General features: G+C 60.9%; 19 protein-coding genes and 1 riboswitch. Of the genes, 6 read left to right on the forward strand and 13 right to left on the reverse strand.

What is annotated here, in order from left to right; all coding sequences use genetic code 11:
- Positions 1 to 37: 37 nt before the first annotated feature.
- The 6 genes from ACYZTK_RS07325 to cobO are packed head-to-tail and all read right to left on the reverse strand — an operon-like array spanning position 38 to position 6,031.
- The gene (locus ACYZTK_RS07325; RefSeq protein WP_462013818.1) at positions 38 to 1,489 is read right to left on the reverse strand and encodes a cobyric acid synthase; all 1,452 of its coding nucleotides are present in this window, start codon (positions 1,487 to 1,489) and stop codon (positions 38 to 40) included.
- The gene (gene cobD, locus ACYZTK_RS07330) at positions 1,486 to 2,478 is read right to left on the reverse strand and encodes a threonine-phosphate decarboxylase CobD (protein ID WP_462013819.1); all 993 of its coding nucleotides are present in this window, start codon (positions 2,476 to 2,478) and stop codon (positions 1,486 to 1,488) included. Before cobD ends, ACYZTK_RS07325 begins: the two co-directional genes overlap by 4 nt.
- Positions 2,471 to 3,379, reverse strand: coding sequence for an adenosylcobinamide-phosphate synthase CbiB (cbiB, locus tag ACYZTK_RS07335; RefSeq protein WP_462013820.1), 909 nt, complete (start codon positions 3,377 to 3,379; stop codon positions 2,471 to 2,473). Before cbiB ends, cobD begins: the two co-directional genes overlap by 8 nt.
- Positions 3,376 to 4,026: a 5,6-dimethylbenzimidazole synthase gene (bluB, locus tag ACYZTK_RS07340; RefSeq protein WP_462013821.1), complete on the reverse strand. Its 651-nt coding sequence runs from the start codon at positions 4,024 to 4,026 to the stop codon at positions 3,376 to 3,378. Before bluB ends, cbiB begins: the two co-directional genes overlap by 4 nt.
- Positions 4,023 to 5,423: a cobyrinate a,c-diamide synthase gene (locus ACYZTK_RS07345; RefSeq protein WP_462013822.1), complete on the reverse strand. Its 1,401-nt coding sequence runs from the start codon at positions 5,421 to 5,423 to the stop codon at positions 4,023 to 4,025. Before ACYZTK_RS07345 ends, bluB begins: the two co-directional genes overlap by 4 nt.
- Positions 5,420 to 6,031 (reverse strand): cob(I)yrinic acid a,c-diamide adenosyltransferase, encoded by a 612-nt coding sequence (cobO, locus tag ACYZTK_RS07350; protein WP_462013823.1) that lies wholly within the window; start codon positions 6,029 to 6,031, stop codon positions 5,420 to 5,422. Before cobO ends, ACYZTK_RS07345 begins: the two co-directional genes overlap by 4 nt.
- 81 nt (positions 6,032 to 6,112) lie before the next feature.
- A riboswitch (cobalamin riboswitch) is annotated at positions 6,113 to 6,346 on the reverse strand.
- A 129-nt stretch (positions 6,347 to 6,475) separates the two neighbouring features.
- On the opposite strand from cobO, the gene ACYZTK_RS07355 reads away from it, so the two are divergent.
- On the forward strand, positions 6,476 to 7,789 hold the full coding sequence (locus ACYZTK_RS07355) for a PQQ-dependent sugar dehydrogenase (RefSeq protein WP_462013824.1): 1,314 nt from the start codon (positions 6,476 to 6,478) through the stop codon (positions 7,787 to 7,789).
- A gap of 565 nt (positions 7,790 to 8,354) precedes the next feature.
- Here the strand turns inward: ACYZTK_RS07355 and ACYZTK_RS07360 are convergent.
- The 5 genes from ACYZTK_RS07360 to ACYZTK_RS07380 form a co-directional block, all read right to left on the reverse strand.
- Positions 8,355 to 8,897 (reverse strand): C40 family peptidase, encoded by a 543-nt coding sequence (locus ACYZTK_RS07360; protein WP_462013825.1) that lies wholly within the window; start codon positions 8,895 to 8,897, stop codon positions 8,355 to 8,357.
- A 164-nt stretch (positions 8,898 to 9,061) separates the two neighbouring features.
- A complete protein-coding gene (locus ACYZTK_RS07365) occupies positions 9,062 to 9,703 on the reverse strand; it encodes a C40 family peptidase (RefSeq protein WP_462013826.1) in 642 nt (213 codons plus the stop codon).
- Between the two features lie 213 nt (positions 9,704 to 9,916).
- Positions 9,917 to 10,621: a DnaA regulatory inactivator Hda gene (gene hda, locus ACYZTK_RS07370; RefSeq protein ID WP_462013827.1), complete on the reverse strand. Its 705-nt coding sequence runs from the start codon at positions 10,619 to 10,621 to the stop codon at positions 9,917 to 9,919.
- A gap of 228 nt (positions 10,622 to 10,849) precedes the next feature.
- Positions 10,850 to 11,923, reverse strand: coding sequence for an AI-2E family transporter (locus ACYZTK_RS07375; RefSeq protein WP_462013828.1), 1,074 nt, complete (start codon positions 11,921 to 11,923; stop codon positions 10,850 to 10,852).
- Positions 11,924 to 11,956: 33 nt separating this feature from the next.
- Positions 11,957 to 13,018 (reverse strand): DUF2066 domain-containing protein, encoded by a 1,062-nt coding sequence (locus tag ACYZTK_RS07380; protein WP_462013829.1) that lies wholly within the window; start codon positions 13,016 to 13,018, stop codon positions 11,957 to 11,959.
- Positions 13,019 to 13,400: 382 nt separating this feature from the next.
- On the opposite strand from ACYZTK_RS07380, the gene purM reads away from it, so the two are divergent.
- Genes purM through ACYZTK_RS07395 form a run of 3 tightly spaced genes read left to right on the forward strand, consistent with a single transcriptional unit; the run spans position 13,401 to position 15,831 of the window.
- Entirely contained in the window at positions 13,401 to 14,459 is a 1,059-nt protein-coding gene (gene purM, locus ACYZTK_RS07385; RefSeq protein ID WP_128873302.1) for a phosphoribosylformylglycinamidine cyclo-ligase, read from the forward strand.
- Positions 14,459 to 15,109, forward strand: coding sequence for a phosphoribosylglycinamide formyltransferase (purN, locus tag ACYZTK_RS07390; RefSeq protein ID WP_462013830.1), 651 nt, complete (start codon positions 14,459 to 14,461; stop codon positions 15,107 to 15,109). The genes purM and purN overlap by 1 nt, the downstream gene beginning before the upstream one ends.
- 8 nt (positions 15,110 to 15,117) lie before the next feature.
- A complete protein-coding gene (locus tag ACYZTK_RS07395; RefSeq protein WP_462013831.1) occupies positions 15,118 to 15,831 on the forward strand; it encodes a DUF3108 domain-containing protein in 714 nt (237 codons plus the stop codon).
- 64 nt (positions 15,832 to 15,895) lie between these two features.
- On the opposite strand, the gene ACYZTK_RS07400 is transcribed toward ACYZTK_RS07395, so the two are convergent.
- Positions 15,896 to 16,906 (reverse strand): amidohydrolase family protein, encoded by a 1,011-nt coding sequence (locus ACYZTK_RS07400; protein WP_462013832.1) that lies wholly within the window; start codon positions 16,904 to 16,906, stop codon positions 15,896 to 15,898.
- Positions 16,907 to 17,059: 153 nt separating this feature from the next.
- Here ACYZTK_RS07400 and ACYZTK_RS07405 point away from each other — a divergent pair, with 153 nt between their 5' ends.
- Together ACYZTK_RS07405 and ACYZTK_RS07410 are read left to right on the forward strand one after the other, a co-directional pair.
- Positions 17,060 to 17,476 (forward strand): OsmC family protein, encoded by a 417-nt coding sequence (locus ACYZTK_RS07405; protein WP_462013833.1) that lies wholly within the window; start codon positions 17,060 to 17,062, stop codon positions 17,474 to 17,476.
- A 61-nt stretch (positions 17,477 to 17,537) separates the two neighbouring features.
- Entirely contained in the window at positions 17,538 to 18,398 is an 861-nt protein-coding gene (locus tag ACYZTK_RS07410; protein WP_462013834.1) for a pirin family protein, read from the forward strand.
- Positions 18,399 to 18,617: 219 nt separating this feature from the next.
- On the opposite strand, the gene htpG is transcribed toward ACYZTK_RS07410, so the two are convergent.
- The gene (gene htpG, locus ACYZTK_RS07415) at positions 18,618 to 20,522 is read right to left on the reverse strand and encodes a molecular chaperone HtpG (RefSeq protein WP_462013835.1); all 1,905 of its coding nucleotides are present in this window, start codon (positions 20,520 to 20,522) and stop codon (positions 18,618 to 18,620) included.
- Positions 20,523 to 20,586: the final 64 nt, after the last annotated feature.

Consider the following 20,586-nt stretch of genomic DNA (forward strand, 5'->3'; position numbering starts at 1 on the left):
GAGTGAGCCTGCTCGCGATAAGGCCCTCAAGCTCACATCAAAACCCACAAAGTTCACGCAACAACCGGGTATCCAGATGCCCCTCCACCAGATCCGCCAACCGCTCGATATCCCGCTCGCGCAACCCGTGATAGTCCACTTCCTGCACATCCTCCAGCCCCGCCCAGCGCAACAGCGCACTGCACGCCGCTGGCGATTCAAACAAGCCATGCAGATACGTGCCAAAAATCTGCCCGTCGACACTCTGCGCGCCGTCGCAGCGACCATCGTCCAGCCACACCGCCGCCCGCTCCAGCGCCGCTCCGGTAGTCACCCCGGCATGGATCTCGTAACCACTGACCTCTGCATCTTCGAGCACCAGGCGGCCACGTACGTTGCGCAGTTGTTTCTCCTCTTCAAGTCGCGTTTCAAATTCCAGTAAACCCAAACCTTCACTGGAGCCCGGCGCCCCTTCCAGACCCAGGGGATCGTGCAACTGCTCACCCAGCATTTGCAGGCCGCCACAAATCCCCAGCAGCTTGCCGCCATAACGCAGATGACGGGCAATCGCAGTGTCCCAGCCATTGGCGCGCAAGTACTCGAGATCGCTGCGCACGCTTTTCGAGCCGGGCAGGATGATCAGGTCGGCCGGGGGAATCGCCCGGCCCGGGCCGATGAACTGCAGGTCCACCTGCGGGTGCAGGCGCAGCGGATCGAAATCGGTGTGGTTGCTGATGCGCGGCAGCACCGGCACCAGCACCTTGAGCACCTGCTGCGCCTTGTCTGTCTGGCGCTGATCGATGCCGTCCTCGGCCTCCAGGTGCAGGTCCATCACGTAGGGCAGCACGCCGATGACCGGCTTGCCGGTGCGTTCTTCCAACCAGTCCAGGCCCGGCTGCAGCAAGGCAATGTCGCCGCGAAAACGGTTGATGATGAAACCCTTGACCCGCGCCTGCTCGCTCGCCGACAGCAACTCCAGGGTCCCGACCAGATGCGCGAAAACCCCACCACGATTGATGTCGGCGATCAGCACCACCGGGCAGTCGACAGCTTCGGCAAAGCCCATGTTGGCGATGTCGCCGGCGCGCAGGTTGATCTCGGCAGGCGAGCCCGCGCCTTCGACCATCACCAGTGGATACGCTGCACTCAAGCGCTCATGGGAGGCGAGCACCGCTTGCATCGCGATTGCCTTGTAGTCGTGATAAGCGACCGCGTTCATGGTCGTTACCGCGCGCCCATGGATAATCACTTGGGCTCCAGTGTCGCTGTTGGGCTTGAGCAGCACCGGATTCATGTCGGTATGCGGTTCGAGATTGGCGGCCTGGGCCTGCACCGCCTGCGCACGGCCAATCTCGCCACCGTCGGCGGTGACCGCACTGTTGAGCGCCATGTTCTGCGGCTTGAACGGCACGACGCTGACGCCCTGGCGCACCGCCCACCGACACAGCGCCGTCACCAGCGTGCTTTTACCGGCGTCAGAGGTCGTGCCCTGCACCATCAACGTAGTCATCGTGTTTCCCCTACGAAGGCTTCAAGCGCCAACTCAAGACGCGTCCAGTCCGCTTCCTCGGCGGGCAGCCCAAAGCGCAGGCTGCTATTGTGGATAAACAGGCGCAACAGGATGCCGCGGCGGGCCATGAACTGATGCAGCGTTTCGGCGCGATCGGTCGTCAACCACTGGAACAATGCGCACCCGCCCTGGGGCTGAAAACCATATTGCGCCAGCAGCAACGCCAGGCGCTCGCTGGCCGCTGCGGTACGCAAGCGCTGGCGAATGTGCCCCTGGGTATCCAGCAGGCAGGCCTGGCCCAGCACTCGGGTCGGCCCACTCACGGCCCAAGGCCCGACCTGTTCGGCGAGCAATTTGAGCAACTTGCGTTCGGCCAGCACAAACCCCAGCCGCACGCCGGCCAGGCCAAAGAACTTGCCGAACGAACGTAGCACGATCAAGCCGACCTGATGGGCATAGGACGCCACGCTCAACTGCGGGGTGTTGTCCATGAACGCCTCGTCCACTACCAGCCAGCCACCGCGCTGGGCCAGCCGCGAGTGCCAGTCGAGCAGGCGATTGGGGCTCAGGCTCAGGCCTGTGGGGTTGTTCGGGTTGACCACCACCAGCACGTCCAGATTGTCGATAAAGAAATCAACTTCCTGCTCCAGCACTTCGCGCACGATATAACCGCTGCGGCGCCACGCTTCAGCGTGTTCGGCATAACAGGGTGACAGCACACCGACCTTACCGGCGCGGCGCAAGCGCGGCAGCAACTGGATCGCCATTTGCGAACCGGCCACCGGCAGCACCTGAGTCGCCCCGTAATAATCGCAAGCCGCCTGCTCCAGGCCGTCATCGGTTTCCGGCAGTCGCGCCCAGGCGCTCAGCGGGATCTCCGGGATCGGGAACGGCCACGGCGCCAGGCCACTGGACAGGTCGAGCCAGTCGGTCTCGGCGATGCCATATTCGAGTGCCGCCTTGCGCAAACGACCGCCGTGTTCAAGCATAAAATTCCGCCCCCACGCAGATGATCAGCAGCCACAACCATACCCCGCGCTGGACCAATTGCCAGCCACGGTCGATGGAGTCCGCATCCGCAGGAACACCCTCGCCCAGCTGCGGACGCTGGTGCAGCTCACCGTGGTAGATCGCCGCCCCACCCAGCTCGACGCCCAGTGCGCCGGCGCCTGCGGCCATCACCGGACCGGCATTCGGGCTGTCCCAGGTCGGGCCCTGGGTGCGCCAGCATTTGAGCGCCAGGCGGGTTTTGCCGAGCACGGCATAGGTCAATGCCACCAGCCGTGCAGGAATGTAGTTGAGCACATCGTCGATCTTCGCCGCAGCCCAGCCGAAGCGCTCGAAGCGTTCGTTGCGATAACCCCACATGGCATCCAGGGTGTTGCTCAACCGGTAGAGCACCACGCCCGGGGCGCCGGCGACAACAAACCAGAACAGCGCGGCGAACACCGCGTCGCTGCCGTTCTCCAGGACCGATTCGGTGGCGGCGCGGGCGACTTCGGTCTTATCCAGTTCGCTGGTCTGGCGGCTGACCAGGTAACCGACGCGGGTGCGTGCCTCGTCCAGGTCATCGCTGCGCAGCGCCCTGGCTACCGGCTCGACGTGTTCGCCGAGGCTGCGCATTCCGAGGGCGCAATACAGCGCGAGAATCTCGACGATCCAGCCCACATACGGCGCCCAGGAAAACGCCGTGGCCAGCAAGGTCAAGGGCAACACGGCGATCACCCAGGCGGTCACGCCGTGGCTGCGCCAGCCCCGTCCAGCGCTGTTAAACCGTTGCTCGATGCGCTCGGCAAATCGGCCGAACGCCACCAGCGGATGCCAGCGTTTGGGTTCACCCAGCAGCGCATCCAGCGCCACTGCGGCGACACTCAACAACGCCACACTCATTGACTCACTCCCCAGACATTTTCATACAGCAATTCACCCAGCGGCCGCGCCTGCGCCCAGCCTTCGAGGACCAGCATCGGCGCTGGATAAAATTCTTGCACCGGGCCCAGGCACAGCACGGCCATCGGTTTGGCGCCAGGCGGCATCTGCAGCAGAGCGGCCAGGGCCTGCGGTTCGAACAGCGAGACCCAGCCCATGCCCAGCCCTTCGGCGCGTGACGCCAGCCACAGATTCTGGATCGCGCAGGACAACGAGGCGAGGTCCATTTCCGGCAAGGTGCGACGGCCGAAGATGTGGCGCTCGCGATCATCCATCAGCGCGGCGACCAGCACTTCGGCACAGTCGTTGATGCCTTCGACCTTGAGCTTCATGAATTCATCGGTGCGCTCGCCCAGGGCTTCGGCGGTGCGAATGCGTTCTTCTTCGACCAGGGCCTGGATCTGCTTGCGCAAGGCGCGATCGCTGATGCGGATGAAGCGCCAGGGTTGCATCAGGCCGACACTGGGCGCCTGGTGCGCGGCTTCGAGCAGACGCTGCAATAATTCGGGCTCGACCGTGCCACCGCTGAAGTGGCGCATGTCGCGGCGCTCGGCGATGGCGCGGTAGACCGCAGCGCGTTCGGCTTGGGAAAATTTGTTGTCAGTCATGGACTCTTCGCGAGCAGGCTCGCTCCTACAGGGGATCGCATTTCTTCAGGTTTTACATCGTCCACTGTAGGAGTGAGCCTGCTCGCGATAACGGTCGCAGGGTCAGGCGCAAAAAGCGCAGCCACCGCCACCGGATTCGACGGAAAATAAAAGTGCACATAAGAAGCCGTCATCCGCCCCTCACGATAAACCGCCTCCGCCCCACGTCCGCCGTTCGGGCTCAACCCCCGGGCGATCGGCTCAAGTTCGGTGCTGGTCAGCGAGTGGTGATAGGTATGCCCGCGCAACGACCCCTCGGGCAGCTCGACCGCCTGCAAGGCCAGCGCAGCCAGGCGCTTCTGCATCACCGCATCGCCTGCCAGCAAACCTACCATTTCAGCACGCGTACCCTCGACGTCAGTCAACGAATCCAGCAGGTAAAGCATCCCGCCGCACTCCGCCAGCAATGGCTTGCCCGCCGCATGGTGCGCGCGGATCGCCGTGAGCATCGAGGTATTGCGCGACAGCGCCACATGGTGCAACTCAGGATAACCGCCGGGCAGGTAAAGGCTGTCGGCCTCGGGCAAGCCGGCATCACGGATCGGCGAGAAGAAGCGCAATTCGGCGCCCATGGCCCGCAACAGATCCAGGCTCGCGCCGTAGGTAAATGCGAAGGCCTCATCGTGGGCCACGGCGATGCGCACGCCGGCCAGCAAGGGTTCGGCGACGATTACATCTGGGGCGGCAAACTCCACTGCCGGTGGCAGCGCCACTTCACAGCTGCTGCCAAGGGCATTCGCCGCTGCATCCAGGCGCAGGTTGAGGTCGTTCAATTCACTGGCTTGCACCAGGCCGAGATGGCGACTTGGCAGCTCGATCCCGGTTTCCCGGGACAGTGCGCCGTACCAGCGCAAGCCTTCAGTCAGGCTGCCTTCCAGCAGCTGCGCATGGCGCAAGGTGCCTACGCGGTTGGCCAGCACGCCGGCAAATGGCAAGTCCGGCTGATAACGCGCCAGTCCCAGGGCCAGGGCGCCAAAGGTCTGCGCCATGGCAGTGCCGTCGATCACCGCCAGCACCGGCACGCCGAAATGCCGCGCCAGGTCGGCACTTGATGGTGTGCCGTCGAACAGCCCCATCACCCCTTCAATCAGGATCAGGTCCGCCTCGCCGGCGGCTTCCCACAGCAGCCGACGACTGTCCTGCTCGCCGACCATCCACATATCCAGTTGATAGACCGGCGCACCACTGGCGCGCTCGAGAATCATCGGGTCGAGAAAGTCCGGGCCGCACTTGAATACGCGCACCTTGCGCCCCTGGTTGCGATGCAACCGGGCCAGCGCAGCGGTCACGGTGGTCTTGCCCTGACCGGAGGCCGGCGCGGCAATCAGTACCGCCGGGCAATGCCGAGGCTGACTCACAACTCAACGCCTTTTTGCGCCTTGATCCCGGCCTGGAACGCGTGTTTGACCACGCCCATTTCAGTCACGGTATCGGCCAGTTCAATCATCTCCGGCTTGGCTCCGCGGCCAGTCACCACCACGTGCTGCATCGGCGGGCGGGCCTGCAGATCACTGAGCACCTGATCGAGATCGAGATAGCCGTGCTTGAGGGCGATGTTCAACTCATCGAGCACCACCAGGCCGATCGACGGGTCGCGCAGCAACTCGCGGGACACCGCCCAGGCGGCCTCGGCGGCGGCGATATCACGCTGGCGGTCCTGGGTTTCCCAGGTGAAGCCCTCGCCCATGACGTGGAACCGCACCTGCTCCGGAAAGCGCCTGAAGAACAGTTCTTCTCCGGTGCTGTTACGCCCCTTGATGAACTGCACCACGCCGCACTGCATGCCATGGCCCATGGACCGCGCGAGCATGCCGAACGCCGAGCTGCTTTTGCCCTTGCCATTACCGGTAAGCACCAGCAGCAAGCCGCATTCATTCGGGGAGTTGGCGATGCGTTCGTCGATCACGGCTTTTTTGCGCAACATGCGCGCCAGGTGGCGTTCGTCACGCTCGGGGGTATCAGACATGGGGAAGCTCTCCGTTGGGGCTGGATAACGGCGGGCAGGCACAAGAATAGACGGCAAGAAGCCTGGCATCGCCCACCGTGATGCCGCTGGATGGATCAGGCCGGTCTCCGGGCTCATGAGCGGCTGCAGGCCGGACTGCGCGCCTTCCCATATCGATCGCTCGACACAGTGGCACTCGGCGCAGTCTTCACTCATTTACCGTTGCGGGGGCAGCGCCGGGATCGTGATCGGTCCTCCATGGAGATGATCACTCACCGGCTTCCCTGTTTCACCCTGTCGACAACGTCACAGGGCACCTGAAACAAGCCGCGAAGGTTAGAGGGTTGGGGGTGGAGCGTCAATTAAAGAGCGGCTTCAACGGCTGATTTGCTGTCGCACCGTTGAACCATCGCGCATTTGCGCTTCTCTACTGAACAGGTCACTGCATTCATAGGGAAGGTCAGCATGCGCAAGTCCCAACTCGTTTTCGTTGTCGCGTTAGCCGGAGGACTCGCCGCCTGCGGTGAAACTTCCAGCCTGCAAGTCTCCGACGGCACCGGTCCGTCACCCAAACTGCCAGAACCGAACAAGACCCTGATGCCGACGGTGAACATCGCCCCGGCAATCGGCTGGCCGGACGGCGCCAAACCGACTGCCGCCACTGGAACCCAGGTGGCTGCGTTTGCCGAAGGCCTCGATCACCCGCGCTGGCTTTACGTGCTGCCCAATGGTGACGTGCTGGTGGCCGAAACCAACGCCCCGCCCAAACCCGACGACGGCAAAGGCATCAAGGGCTGGGTCATGAAGAAAGTCATGGGCCGCGCCGGCGCCGGCGTCCCCAGCCCGAACCGCATCACTCTGCTGCGCGATAAAGATCACGACGGTATCGCCGAAACCCGCACGGTGTTCCTGGAAAATCTCAATTCGCCGTTTGGCATGACCCTGGTGGGCAATGATCTGTACGTCGCCGACACCGATCGACTGCTGCGCTTCCATTATGAAACCGGCGATACATCGATCAAGTCGCAACCGATCAAGGTAGTCGACCTGCCAGGCGGCACGCTGAATCACCACTGGACCAAGAACGTTATCGCCAGCAAAGACGGCAGCAAGCTGTACGTCACTGTCGGCTCGAACAGTAACGTCGCAGAAAACGGCATGGACAAGGAAGAAGGCCGCGCGGCGATCTGGGAAGTGGACCGCGCCACCGGCAATCACCGAATCTTCGCCTCCGGCCTGCGCAACCCCAACGGCATGGCCTGGGAACCCCAGAGCGGTGCGCTGTGGACCGCGGTCAACGAGCGTGACGAAATCGGCAGCGACCTGGTGCCGGACTACATCACCTCGGTCAAGGACGGCGCCTTCTATGGCTGGCCGTTCAGTTACTACGGCCAACATGTGGACGTGCGCGTCGAGCCGCAAAACCCCGACCTGGTCGCCAAGGCCATCGCCCCGGACTACGCAGTAGGCCCGCACACCGCCTCGCTCGGCCTGACATTCGCCGAAGGCAACACCTTGCCTGCGCAATTCAAGGAAGGCGTGTTCATTGGCCAGCACGGCTCGTGGAACCGCAAACCGCACAGTGGCTACAAGGTGATTTTTGTGCCATTCAGCGCCGGCAAACCGACCGGTCAGCCGATTGATGTGCTGACCGGGTTCCTTAACAAAGACGAAAAGGCCATGGGCAGGCCGGTGGGTGTGGTGATTGATCAGCAGGGGGATTTGCTGGTGGCGGATGATGTGGGGAACAAGGTGTGGCGGGTTTCGGCAACTAAATAGATACAGCAGGGACTGTGGGAGCAAAGCTTGCTCGCGATGGATTCAACATTGATGTCGACAGACATGACGCCATCGCGAGCAAGCTTTGCTCCCACAGGTATCACCACCCATAGATCCTCATTTAAAAGTCAGAAATGTGCACGACCAAACCAGCGCAGCGCGCCGGCTTGATGCCTTGGTCGGCCCGAAGGCCGCCACGGCAAGGCTTTTGATTTTGATCTGAGGCGCCCCGTTAACCACGCTGGCCGAACGCAGGTATTGCGTAGCGGGTAAACCGGCAAGGATGCCGGTTTAGCCGCGCTGGCCCATGGATGGGCCATCGCGGCGGGCCCGCGGAGCAATGCCGGAGTGAGGGCACACCGAGCCTAGGCGAGGTGCCGAGTGGTGGGGCATAGACCTTTTGGTTACTTTTGGGGCGTTTGCCAAAAGTGACTCGCCGTAAGGGCGAAACCATTACCGGCCGTTACCGCAGCAATGGATATGTACACAAAACAAGCAAGATCAAAAGATCGCAGCCTCGTTTCACTCGACAGCTCCTACGGGTGTGCCTCGCCGTACACCCCGATCAAGGATTCCGCGCCAAATGCTCCGGCTGCAACACCCGTTTCGCACTCAAATAAGCCTTCTGCCAATAAGCCTTCGAAAGACTATCAAGCTTGACCGTCCCCCCAGTCGCAGGAGCATGCACAAACCGCCCCTCGCCCACATAAATCCCGGCATGACTGACCTGCGACCCACCATTAGTGGCAAAGAAAATCAGGTCCCCCGTCTGCAACCCCTCCTTGCCCACACTGGCCGCCTGCATCCCGATCATCTCGCGGGTAGTGCGCGGCAGCGTAATCCCGGCGACATCGCGGTAAACGTAGCCAATCAACCCACTGCAATCAAACCCGGAGTCCGGCGTGTTGCCACCCCAACGATAAGGCGTACCGACCAAACCCAACGCGCGAAAAAGCACATCTTCAGCTTCAGGCGAAAACGGTTGGGCAGGACCAAAAACCAGGGGAGCGCGAATCACCGGCGCCGGAGCGGGCGGCGGAGTGCGGCTGGCACAGGCGCTGAGCAGCGCTGCGGCGATCAAGAGTACAAGGCGGGCCGACGTCTTCATTTACAGAACACCCTGATCTGGCTGGGGCTAATTCTACCGGGGGGCAGAAAAGAAAACCGCCGGCGCAGTGCGCAGGCGGTTAGCCATCAATAATAGATCAGGATTCTAGACGCTATACGGCAAACTTCAAGTAAGACTTTAAGTTCGCCTTACAAACTGTAGGCTTACTTGCGAGCAGTGACTATGGTCGGCGCCATCGCAAGCGCCCGCTTGGCCTCAATGAAGGTTTTGCTCCAGTAGCTGTCGCCCAGGCTATCGACCCGAACTCCACCGCTGCGGCTGCTGCTGGAGTGGATGAACTGGTCATCGCCCAGGTAGATGCCGGCATGGCTGACGCGACCGCGACGACCATTGGTAGCGAAGAACAGCAGGTCACCTGGCTTGAGATTACCGCGAGACACCAGCGGCGCATCCACGTTGATCATTTCCCGAGTCGAACGCGGCAGATTCATGCCAGCCTCTTCACGGAACAGGTAGCCGATGAAACCGCTGCAATCAAAACCGGCTTCAGAGGTACCACCAAAACGGTAACGGGTACCGATCAGGGACATGCCACGTTCAAGAATGCTGTCTGCCAGAACTGGCAGCTGGTACGACTTGCCGCCAGCGAAGCTGGCCAGTTGTTTTTCGGTAGCCGACTCTTCCTGGAAGGGAGATTCCAGATAACGAACGGAAGAGGACTGGGCGGTAACGGAGGATTTAACCGGTTGCTGGGGCGCTGGCTCGGAGACTGGAGAGTGAGCGGCGCAGCCGAACAACAGGGTAACGAGTGCGAGAGGCACGAGGGGTGCGAAGCGATTTAGCATGGGCACGACCGTGGCTGATAGGTGTAAAGAAGCCGAGACTATGCCCGCTATCATCCTCATTTGCAAATTCAATCGAACTTTATGTGACTTTTCGGTTTCGCGATTTCATCTAAGCGCTAATGCCCCATTTAGACACTTGCGCAGCCTGCACCCTGTAGGAAAGCGGATTTTTTGCCGTCTGAAATATGGCAAAACGCCTGTAGGACCTGGGCTTTACCAGCCCAAAGTCTCTTTCAGAAACGGAATCGTCAGCTTGCGTTGAGCTTGCAGCGACGCCTGGTCCAGCTGCTCAAGCAGTTCAAACAGCGCACTCATGCTGCGAGTTCCGCGAGTCAGGATAAAGTGCCCCACTTCATCAGTCAGGTGCAGGCCGCGACGGGACGCGCGCAATTGCAGCGCGCGCAATTTGTCTTCGTCGGACAGTGGGCGCATCTGGAAAATCAGCGCCAGGGTGAGTCGTGACTTGAGGTCCGCCAACTTCACCGGCAGCTCCCGCGGGGAAGTCGAAGCGGCGATCAGCAAACGCCGGCCGCTGTCGCGCAGGCGATTGAACAGATGGAACAGCGCCTCTTCCCAATCGGCACGCCCGGCCACTGCCTGCAAGTCATCCAGACAGACCAGTTCGTATTGTTCGAGGTTGTCGAGAATTGCGATGCCACGATCCAGCAGTTCGGCCAATGGCAGGTACACCGCCGGCTCGCCCAGCTGTTCGAAGCGCAGGCAGGCGGCCTGCAACAGGTGCGTACGCCCTACGCCGTCCTTGCCCCACAGGTAGATCAGGCTTTCGGTCCAGCCGGCGTCGGCTTCGCAGAGCCGCTCGACATAGCCGAGTGCAGCGGCATTGGCGCCTGGGTAGTAGTTGATAAAGGTGGCGTCATCACGCAGACGCACACCTAGGGGCAGCTGAATCGGTTTCATCCTGACTGAACAGTTCCGACGGAACCGTTAGTGGCCTCTGTGTAAAGTTTGCGAAGTTTATACCCGTGAGGCTGACCGCACAATGCGACAGACCACAAGCAAAATCAAAGGTTTGCGTTAACAGGCTGGTTTTGTGACAGATTTGCGGACAGCGTAGGCGAATGCTGTAAGCGAGAAATACACCGCCCGGCACGGGACCGGGCGGCTGATGACATTCTAAAAGAGGCCCTAAAGCTCGGGCTCATCCTCGCCGCTGTAGATCTCCGAATCCTTGTACAAATCATGCATGTGCCGCAGCAGCACCATGATCACCGCAGCGACCGGCAATGCCAGCAGGATACCGGTAAACCCGAACAGCTCGCCGCCGGCCAGAATGGCGAATATCACCGCCACCGGGTGCAAGCCGATCCGGTCTCCCACCAGCAACGGTGTCAGCACCATGCCTTCCAGGGCCTGGCCCACCATGAACACGGCAACGATGCCGACCATCGGGTACAGGTCGCCACCGAACTGGAATAGCCCAGCGATCAACGCCGCACCGATACCGATCACGAAGCCCATGTAAGGCACGATGGCCGCCAGCCCGGCGATCAGGCCAATCAACAGCCCCAGCTCGAGCCCGACGAGCATGAGACCCGCCGCGTAGATAACACCCAGCGCCACCATGACCAGCAACTGCCCGCGCACAAATGCACCGAGCACTTCATGGCATTCACCGGCCAGACTGACGATGCGTTCTTCACGATCCCGGGGCAACAGGCTGCGGATCTTGGCCATCATCACGTCCCAGTCCCGCAGCAGGTAGAAGCTCACCACCGGGATCAGCACCAGATTCGCCAGCAATCCGATCAACGCCAGGCTGGAAGCAGTCGCCTGGCTCAGGACCACGCCTACTATGTCGGTGGTCTGACCCATATGCTCGCTGATCGCGGCCTTGAGCTTGTCAAACTTCCAGAAGCCATCCGACAGGCCGAACTTCGACTGCGCCCACGGCAATGCGGTGTGCTGCAGCCAATCGAGCATCTGTGGCGCCAGTTCATACAGGCGGAACAATTGCTTGGCCAGCATCGGCACCAACACCAGCAGCAGCGTGGTGAAAATCAACGTGAACAGCGCAAACACCGCGACCACGCCCCAAGTCCGCGATAGCCCGGCCTTCTCCAGTCGATCCACCAACGGGTCGAACAGATAGGCCAGGAGCAACGCCACCAGAAACGGCGTCAGGATCGGATGCAACAGCCAGACAAACGCGCAGAGCAGGACTATCCCACCCAACCAGAACCAACGCCGCGTATCGGCCATGAACCACTCCTGCTTTATATAAGGAAAGAAAAACTACCAGCGAAAACGTAACTGCGGAACCGGGGCCGGAGTTGGCGCTATCGCAGGCGCCGCACCATCGGCTGCCGGCTGTACCGGTGGCACCGGCGCGGGCGCCTCACCTGCCGGCAACTCCTGCAACTTGGCCAGGGACAACTGCGCTTTCAATTGCTCGGCACTGCCACGGACTCGATAGAGAATCCGGTCGCCATTCACACTCTGCAAGCGCATGCCAAAGGGTTCCAGCAGCCGCCCGAGTGCGGCATAACGCTCCAGGTTCATGCCCTGGACTTCAAGTAATTGCTCGCCCGAAGCGCCGGGCTTGACCACATAACGCGGTGCCAGCCGCTGACTGACCGCCAGCATCACGGCATCCGCTACGGCCGCCTGATCGGCGCCCTCTACGCTACCCGTTTCTTTCTTGTCACCCATCCACAAATTCCATTTGGCCTGCCACTGGCCGCCCTCCTCCTTGGCGTGCACGGCAAGCAGCGCGTCGGCGTTGTAACGTTCGGAGGCGCTTCGCAGCGGCGCCGCATCAGTGCCTTCCAGGGTCGGTGCGGTCGCCACCAACTGTTCGCTCAGGTCTGCCAGCGGCAGACGCAACGGCAGCCCCCGATGTTGTGCCGCGCGCCGCAGTGGCGCCGCGCTGGCCTGGCCATCGCCGACCAGGCTCGAACCTTCGGTGGCATCGTTCAGCCACCAACCCAGGATCGACGGCCGATTGGCGCCCCACAGGGACAATCCGGCACGCCGCAGCGCTTGTTCCGTGGTCGCTGGATCGAAGTCGACTTTCAGTACCACCGGCGGTCCCGCTTCAAAGCCGTACTGGCTGATGATCTGTTGCGGGTCCTTGCGGATGGCGGCCAAGCCGGGATTTTGTGCGGCCTTGGGGTCGCCGGTCAGGCGCAGCACCAGCGTATCCAGTGCTTCCTGGGTCGCCTGGTCGCGGATCTCCGGCGACTGGCCGCTCACAGGCTGGCGGACCTCATAAAGACGCTTGAGGGTCTCGGCATGACTGACCAGGCTGAACAGCGACAAGCAGCCCACAACTAAACATTTCGAAAAAAAACCCATGGAAGATTCCTGAAGACTGAAGCGGCTGGAACAGGCCGCGTGAACCGGCGGCGCATGGCTGTGACCACACCCCCCGGCAAAACATTCACCCGCCCCTGGCAAGTTTTTGCCCTGTCATAACGATAGACGGTTAATGGCGCTACCTTATACAGCCATGAGGAAGCGGACCAATACGGGATATGACGGTTTTTTTCGGCCGATATGCCCCCTGCCGTCGGCCTGAGGATGGCCGCTGCCCTTCAAGCCTGATAAAATCGCGCGCCTTCGCAGACCGGCTACAGCCCGGCACCCTGGAATTCGCGCATGGCTCCCGCCTTCGCTTGTTTTTGCGGTCCCGCTGGACTCGGTCGTTACCCCTGAATCCCCCCTAAAGGCCTGGATCATGAGCAAGCAACCCTCCCTGAGCTACAAGGACGCCGGTGTAGACATCGACGCCGGTGAAGCATTGGTCGAACGCATCAAGAGCGTCGCCAAGCGCACTGCGCGCCCGGAAGTCATGGGCGGCCTGGGCGGTTTCGGCGCCCTCTGCGAAATCCCGGCCGGCTACAAGCAGCCTGTACTGGTTTCCGGCACCGACGGCGTCGGCACCAAGCTGCGCCTGGCGCTGAACCTGAACAAGCACGACAGCATCGGCATCGACCTGGTGGCCATGTGCGTGAACGACCTGGTGGTCTGCGGCGCTGAGCCACTGTTTTTCCTCGACTACTATGCCACCGGCAAATTGAACGTCGAAACCGCGACCCAGGTGGTGACCGGTATCGGCGCTGGCTGCGAACTGTCGGGCTGCTCCCTGGTAGGCGGCGAAACCGCGGAAATGCCTGGCATGTACGAAGGCGAAGACTACGACCTGGCCGGCTTCTGCGTTGGCGTCGTGGAAAAATCCGAAATCATCGACGGTTCGAAAGTCGCTGCCGGCGACGCTTTGCTCGCCCTGCCTTCTTCCGGCCCGCACTCCAACGGTTACTCGCTGATCCGCAAGATCATCGAAGTGTCCGGCGCCGACATCGAGAACATCCAGCTCGACGGCAAGCCGCTGACCGACCTGCTGATGGCCCCGACCCGCATCTACGTGAAGCCGCTGCTCAAGCTGATCAAAGACACCGGCGCCGTCAAGGCCATGGCCCACATCACCGGTGGTGGCCTGCTGGACAATATCCCGCGGGTTCTGCCAAAGGGCGCCCAAGCGGTAGTTGACGTGGCAAGCTGGACTCGCCCTGCCGTGTTCGACTGGCTGCAAGAGCAAGGCAACGTTGACGAAAACGAAATGCACCGCGTGCTGAACTGCGGCGTTGGCATGGTTATCTGCGTGGCTCAGGAGCACGTTGAAACCGCGCTCAACGTATTGCGTGAAGCCGGCGAGCAACCTTGGGTCATCGGCCAGATCTCCACCGCTGCCGAAGGCGCGGCACAGGTCGAACTGAAGAACCTTAAGGCGCATTAATGTCCGTCCCCTGTGATGTGGTGGTGCTGCTCTCCGGCACCGGCAGTAACTTGCAGGCCTTGATCGACAGCATGCGGACCGGCGACAGCCCGGTCCGCATCGCCGCGGTGATTTCCAACCGCGCCGACGCCTACGGCCTGCAACGCGCCAGAGACGCGGGTATCGCTACCCGCTCCCTGGATCACAAGGCATTCGACGGCCGCGAGGCCTTCGATGCCGCGCTGATCGAACTGATCGACGCATTCAACCCAAAACTCGTGGTATTGGCCGGATTCATGCGCATTCTCAGCGCTGATTTCGTGCGTCACTACGCGGGTCGCCTGCTTAATATCCATCCCTCGCTGCTACCCAAATACAAAGGGTTACACACTCATCAGCGCGCGCTGGAAGCCGGTGACACTGAACACGGCTGCTCCGTGCACTTCGTCACCGAGGAACTCGATGGCGGACCACTGGTCGTACAGGCAGTAATACCGGTAGAGTTGCATGATTCGCCGCAGAGTCTGGCGCAGCGAGTCCACACCCAGGAACACCTGATCTACCCGATGGCCGTACGCTGGTTTGCCGAAGGTCGCTTATCACTCGGCGAGCAAGGTGCTTTACTGGACGGGAAGTTACTCGCCGCCAGCGGCCACTTGATTCGAACCTAGGAGATATTATGCGTCGCGCCCTGCTCTTCGCTTGCGCTCTGCTCGCCCTGCCACTGGCGCAGGCAGCTGAACTTCAACCTTTCTCCGCCAGCTACACCGCCGACTGGAAACAGCTGCCCATGAGCGGCACGGCTTCGCGCAGCCTGACCAAGGAAGCCAACGGCATCTGGAAGCTCAGCTTCAAGGCTTCGATGATGATCGCCAGCCTGACGGAAGAAAGCACCCTGACGCTGGACAAGGACACCCTGCTGCCGCAGTCCTACCACTTCGAACGTGGCGGCCTGGGCAAAGCCAAGAAAGCCGACCTGGATTTTGACTGGACCACCAAAATGGTCACTGGCACCGATCGCGGTGACCCGGTCAAGCTCCCGCTGAACCGCGGCATGGTCGACAAATCCACTTACCAGTTGGCGCTGCAGCATGACGTGGCTGCCGGCAAGAAAAGCATGAGCTATCAGGTGGTCGATGATGGTGAAGTCGATACCTATGACTTCCGCGTGCTGGGTTCGGAAAAAGTCGACACCAAGGCTGGCCAGATTGACGCGATCAAGGTCGAGCGCGTACGCGACCCGACTCAAAGCAAGCGCACCACAGTGCTGTGGTTCGCCAAGGACTGGGATTACCTGCTGGTTCGCCTGCAACAGGTTGAAACCGACGGCAAGGAGTACAACATCATGCTCCTCGACGGTACGGTGAACGGCAAGGCTGTCAAAGGCAGCTGACCCGCATCGCATTAAAAAACCCCGCATTTGCGGGGTTTTTTTTGTCTTATGGCAAGGGATGCCATTACCGCGAGACCGTGCGGGGCAGGATGGCGAGGAAGTTGTCCCGGGCGACTTTTCTGGCAACTGCTTCCGGTAAAGCGTCGAGGAACGGATCGAAGCTGTGTATCTCCTTACCCAGCTTGTTGAAACGCCCCACCACATCCGAGCCGAGCATGAAGCGCTCCGGAAAGCGTTCCACCAGTGCCAGCCACTCCTTGCGCGGCTTGCCCTGTTCGTCCAGCAAGTAAGGCGTCAGCATGCTCCAGGACAGGTCGATGAACAAATTGGGATAGGCCTCCAGCATGCGGCTCAGGGTCGGCAGCAGAAAATCCATCTGCACCTGATGCCGATGAATTTCCGCACTGGTGCCGGCATGCGCCCAGATCAATCGGGTGTGCGGATGGTTGCGCAGTGGCTCTTCGATTTCCGCCAGGTACAGGGGGTTTTTCTCACGCTTGGAGGTGATGTTGGAATGCACCATCACCGGCAGGTCATTCTCCGCGGCCAAGTGGTAGATCCGCGTCATTGCCTCGTTGTTTGCCCTTGGCGTATCGCCCGAGGTCAGCGCAGTCAGATCGTCGTGCCGGGTAAATACTTCGCCGATGCCCTGCCACATGCCAGGGTTGAGATCCAGCATGCGCTGGATATGCGCAGCAGAGTTCTTGTCGTTGGGGTTGAAGCCCGAAAGGAACGGGTGAAAATGTCGGCGCTGCTCGGCGGTCAGCTTATTTACTGCTGCAGCGACGATGACGTCGGTTGCGCTGTACCAATAGGCATCAGCGTCATCGCCTGCGTAATAACGGGGGCGCTTGGGCTCATCTTCATGCCATTTCTTCGCCACCGGAATGCCGGAGATCATCACGTGCTCAATGCGATTATCGGCCATTGCCTTGAGTAACTTCGGCATGCCCGCCGTTTCCTGGAAAAAATCCACGTAATGCAGATGCGCATCGCTATAGGCATATTCGCGCGCGCTGGCAACAGCGCTTGAAAGGGCCAGCAGGCAGGCAATGCTGAGTCGTAACGGCTGCACGGGCAATCTCCACAGAACAGGAACAGCGTAGACCCCCAGGCTAGCATCAGGGTTCACCGGCTAGGAAAGTGGAACGCGCACCTGTAACAATGCTCTATAACTTCAAAGCCCTTTTTGATCGAACGAATTTTCCTGCCACCTGCGAGGTTCACCATGACCGTTACCGTCAATACCGTCTCCGCCGAAGGTTTTCGCCACAGCGTGCAGATCGACGATCACGAACTCTTTGCCGATGTACCAACAACCTCAGGGGGCGAAGGCACGGCGCCTGAGCCGCACGACTACTTCGACGCCGCTCTGGGCGCCTGCAAGGCCCTGACCCTGAAAATGTACGCGAAGAAGAAAGACATCCCGCTGACCGGCGTCACTGTCGAGGTGAAGCGCGACAACAGCGAAGAGCAAAAAGGCAAATATGCGCTGCACGTCAAGCTGACACTCAAGGGTGTGCTGACCGACGCCCAGCGTGACGAACTGCACCGTGTGGCCGATCGCTGCCCGGTTCACAAGCTGATGACCACCACCGACGTCAGCATCGAAACCCACCTGTCTGAAGGTGCGTTCAGCCAATAGCGGCAAGGGCTGCGCAGGCGGGTTATGCTCTTGGCGTCACCCGCTCAGCCTGGAACGCACCATGAACACTCCGCTCGTGATCCGCCCTCGCCCTGAAGATGTAGAGGGCCAACCGATTCTTCGCCCGCTGCCGTCGGCCAAATGCCGCAGCGTCGGGCCCTTTGTGTTTTTTGATCACATGCTGGAGACCCGCTATGCGGCGGGCACCGGCATGAATATCCGCCAGCATCCGCACATCGGGCTTTCCACCCTCACCTACCTGTTTCAGGGGCAACTGCAGCACAAGGACAGCATCGGCTCCGATCAGATGGTTGCGGCCGGTGACGTCAGCTGGATGACCGCCGGCAGCGCAATCGCCCACGTCGAGCGTACGCCTGCAGTCTTGAAGGAAAGCGGCTTTACCATGCATGGCTTGCAAGTCTGGCTGGCCTCTCCCAAGGAACATGAACAAGGGCCTGGGCACTACAGCCACCATCCGGCAGCCAGCTTGCCGGTCAGCGACAACCTTGGGGTGCAGATCCGGATGATTGCGGGGTCGGGCTTTTGCCTGGAATCGCCGGTGCCGGTGCTCTCTCCCACCCTGTACGCGGAACTGCACCTGCAGACGGCGACGACCTTGTTGATTCCAACCGAGCACGAAGAGCGGGCGCTGTATGTGCTGGATGGCGATGTGCAACTTGATGGTGAGCGCGTGGAAGCGCATTCGCTGGTGGTGTTGCCTGCGGGGCGGGAGATGATGCTGTTTGCCGAGGGTGATTGCCATGCTGTGCTGTTTGGTGGCGCGCCGCTGGATGGGCCGCGGCGGATCAACTGGAATTTTGTGGCGAGTGATCCGGCAGCTATCGATGAAGCACGCCGGCGCTGGGCGGCTGGGGATTGGCCGACGGTGCCCGGGGAGAGTGAGCGCATCGAGTTGCCTTGAGATATGAGGCGGTAGTGCCGGCGCCATCGCGAGCAGGCTCACTCCTACAGTGGGCAGCGTTTCCTGTGGGAGCGGCGGTGCGACGCGGTCAACTGTAGGAGTGAGCCTGCTCGCGATGGCGGCATCAGGATCGCCATCCCTGCACGCCCATCCCACAACGTTAAGCCAAAATCTCGCCATAAAAAAACCCGCCGAAGCGGGTTTTTTATTGCAGCTCGGTTAAACCGACAGTTCAACCAACAGCTTGTTGAGACGACGCACATACGCCGCCGGGTCCTTCAGACTGTCGCCGGCCGCCAGGGCCGCCTGGTCGAACAGGATGTGCGACAGATCGCCGAAGCGCTCGTCGCTCTGCTCATTGTCGAGCTTCTCGATCAGAGGGTGAGCCGGGTTGAATTCGAAGATCGGCTTCGAATCCGGAACCTTCTGTCCGCTGGCTTCGAGAATCTGGCGCATCTGCAAGCCCAGGTCCTGCTCGCCAATGGCCAGGATCGCCGGGGAATCGGTCAGGCGGTGGGAAACCCGCACTTCGGCAACCGAATCGCCCAGTGCAGCTTTCAAACGCTCAACCAGGCCTTCTTTGGACTTGGCGACTTCTTCAGCAGCCTTCTTGTCCTCTTCCGAGTCCAGGTTGCCCAGGTCCAGGTCGCCACGTGCCACGTCGACAAAGCTCTTGCCGTCGAAATCGCTGAGGTAGCTCATCAGCCACTCGTCGATGCGATCAGTCAGCAGCAGCACTTCGATGCCTTTCTTGCGGAAGACTTCCAGGTGCGGGCTGTTCTTGACCTGGGCGTAGGTTTCGCCGGTCAGGTAGTAAATCTTGTCCTGACCTTCCTTGGCGCGAGCCAGGTATTCGGCCAGGGACACCACTTGCTCGCCTTCCTCGCCCTGGGTGGACGCGAAGCGCAGCAGGCCGGCGATTTTCTCCTTGTTGGCGAAATCTTCAGCCGGGCCTTCTTTCATGACCTGACCGAAGTTTTTCCAGAAACCCTTGTATTGCTCAGGCTCGTTCTTCGCCAGTTTTTCCAGCATGTCGAGGACACGCTTGGTCAACGCCGACTTCATAGAGTCGATGATCGGGTCTTTCTGCAGGATTTCCCGCGACACGTTCAGGGACAGGTCATTGGAATCGACCACGCCTTTGATAAAGCGCAGGTACAACGGCAGGAACGACTCAGCCTGGTCCATGACGAACACGCGCTGTACGTACAGCTTCAGGCCTTTCGGCGCTTCACGCTGGTACAAGTCGAACGGAGCACGGGCCGGAACGTAGAGCAGCGAGCTGTACTCGAGCTTGCCTTCGACCTTGTTATGGCTCCAGCTCAGCGGATTTTCGAAATCGTGAGCGATGTGCTTGTAGAACTCCTGGTATTCCTCGTCCTTCACTTCGTTGCGCGGGCGAGTCCACAGGGCGCTGGCACGGTTGACGGTTTCCCATTCAACGGCCGGCTGCTCTTCGCCTTCAGCTGCAGTGACTTCTTTTGGCAGCTCGATCGGCAAGGCGATGTGATCGGAGTACTTCTTGATGACGTTGCGCAGACGCCAGCCATCGGCGAATTCGTCTTCGCCGGATTTCAGGTGCAGGACGATACGCGTGCCGCGCTCGGCTTTCTCGATAGTGGCAACTTCGAAGTCACCTTCGCCCTTGGACGACCAGTGCACGCCTTCACTGGCGGCATCGCCGGCACGACGGCTGTAAACGTCGACTTTATCGGCAACGATGAACGCAGAGTAGAACCCCACGCCGAACTGACCGATCAGGTGCGAGTCCTTCTTCTGGTCGCCCGACAGGTGTTTCATGAAGTCGGCCGTGCCGGATTTGGCGATGGTGCCCAGGTGGGTGATCGCTTCTTCGCGATTCATGCCGATGCCGTTGTCTTCGAGGGTGACGGTTTTGGCGTCTTTGTCGAAGCTCACGCGGATTTTCAGTTCGGCGCCACCTTCCAGCAGCTCTGGCTTGGCCAGGGCTTCGAAACGTAATTTGTCGACAGCGTCAGAGGCGTTCGAGATCAATTCGCGAAGGAAAATTTCCTTGTTGGAATACAGCGAATGGATCATGAGGTGCAGCAGCTGCTTCACCTCGGTCTGGAAGCCCAGGGTTTCCTTTTGAGTTTCCACACTCATGGTCATCAAACTCCAATCAGATGGCAGTGGCCACGACCTTCAGGGTCGGCGGCGGGTTGTCATC

Source organism: Pseudomonas sp. LB3P31, assembly GCF_054897945.1.

Excerpts from the sequence above, each read along its gene's own strand:
- hda (WP_462013827.1), bottom strand. The coding sequence starts at position 10,621 with ATGAAACCGATTCAGCTGCCCCTAGGTGTGCGTCTGCGTGATGACGCC.
- ACYZTK_RS07365 (WP_462013826.1), bottom strand. The coding sequence starts at position 9,703 with ATGCTAAATCGCTTCGCACCCCTCGTGCCTCTCGCACTCGTTACCCTG.
- ACYZTK_RS07375 (WP_462013828.1), bottom strand. The coding sequence starts at position 11,923 with ATGGCCGATACGCGGCGTTGGTTCTGGTTGGGTGGGATAGTCCTGCTC.
- ACYZTK_RS07380 (WP_462013829.1), bottom strand. The coding sequence starts at position 13,018 with ATGGGTTTTTTTTCGAAATGTTTAGTTGTGGGCTGCTTGTCGCTGTTC.
- ACYZTK_RS07325 (WP_462013818.1), bottom strand. The coding sequence starts at position 1,489 with ATGACTACGTTGATGGTGCAGGGCACGACCTCTGACGCCGGTAAAAGC.
- cobD (WP_462013819.1), bottom strand. The coding sequence starts at position 2,478 with ATGCTTGAACACGGCGGTCGTTTGCGCAAGGCGGCACTCGAATATGGC.
- ACYZTK_RS07355 (WP_462013824.1), top strand. The coding sequence starts at position 6,476 with ATGCGCAAGTCCCAACTCGTTTTCGTTGTCGCGTTAGCCGGAGGACTC.
- bluB (WP_462013821.1), bottom strand. The coding sequence starts at position 4,026 with ATGACTGACAACAAATTTTCCCAAGCCGAACGCGCTGCGGTCTACCGC.
- ACYZTK_RS07395 (WP_462013831.1), top strand. The coding sequence starts at position 15,118 with ATGCGTCGCGCCCTGCTCTTCGCTTGCGCTCTGCTCGCCCTGCCACTG.
- ACYZTK_RS07360 (WP_462013825.1), bottom strand. The coding sequence starts at position 8,897 with ATGAAGACGTCGGCCCGCCTTGTACTCTTGATCGCCGCAGCGCTGCTC.
- htpG (WP_462013835.1), bottom strand. The coding sequence starts at position 20,522 with ATGAGTGTGGAAACTCAAAAGGAAACCCTGGGCTTCCAGACCGAGGTG.
- cobO (WP_462013823.1), bottom strand. The coding sequence starts at position 6,031 with ATGTCTGATACCCCCGAGCGTGACGAACGCCACCTGGCGCGCATGTTG.
- purM (WP_128873302.1), top strand. The coding sequence starts at position 13,401 with ATGAGCAAGCAACCCTCCCTGAGCTACAAGGACGCCGGTGTAGACATC.
- cbiB (WP_462013820.1), bottom strand. The coding sequence starts at position 3,379 with ATGAGTGTGGCGTTGTTGAGTGTCGCCGCAGTGGCGCTGGATGCGCTG.
- purN (WP_462013830.1), top strand. The coding sequence starts at position 14,459 with ATGTCCGTCCCCTGTGATGTGGTGGTGCTGCTCTCCGGCACCGGCAGT.
- ACYZTK_RS07410 (WP_462013834.1), top strand. The coding sequence starts at position 17,538 with ATGAACACTCCGCTCGTGATCCGCCCTCGCCCTGAAGATGTAGAGGGC.
- ACYZTK_RS07405 (WP_462013833.1), top strand. The coding sequence starts at position 17,060 with ATGACCGTTACCGTCAATACCGTCTCCGCCGAAGGTTTTCGCCACAGC.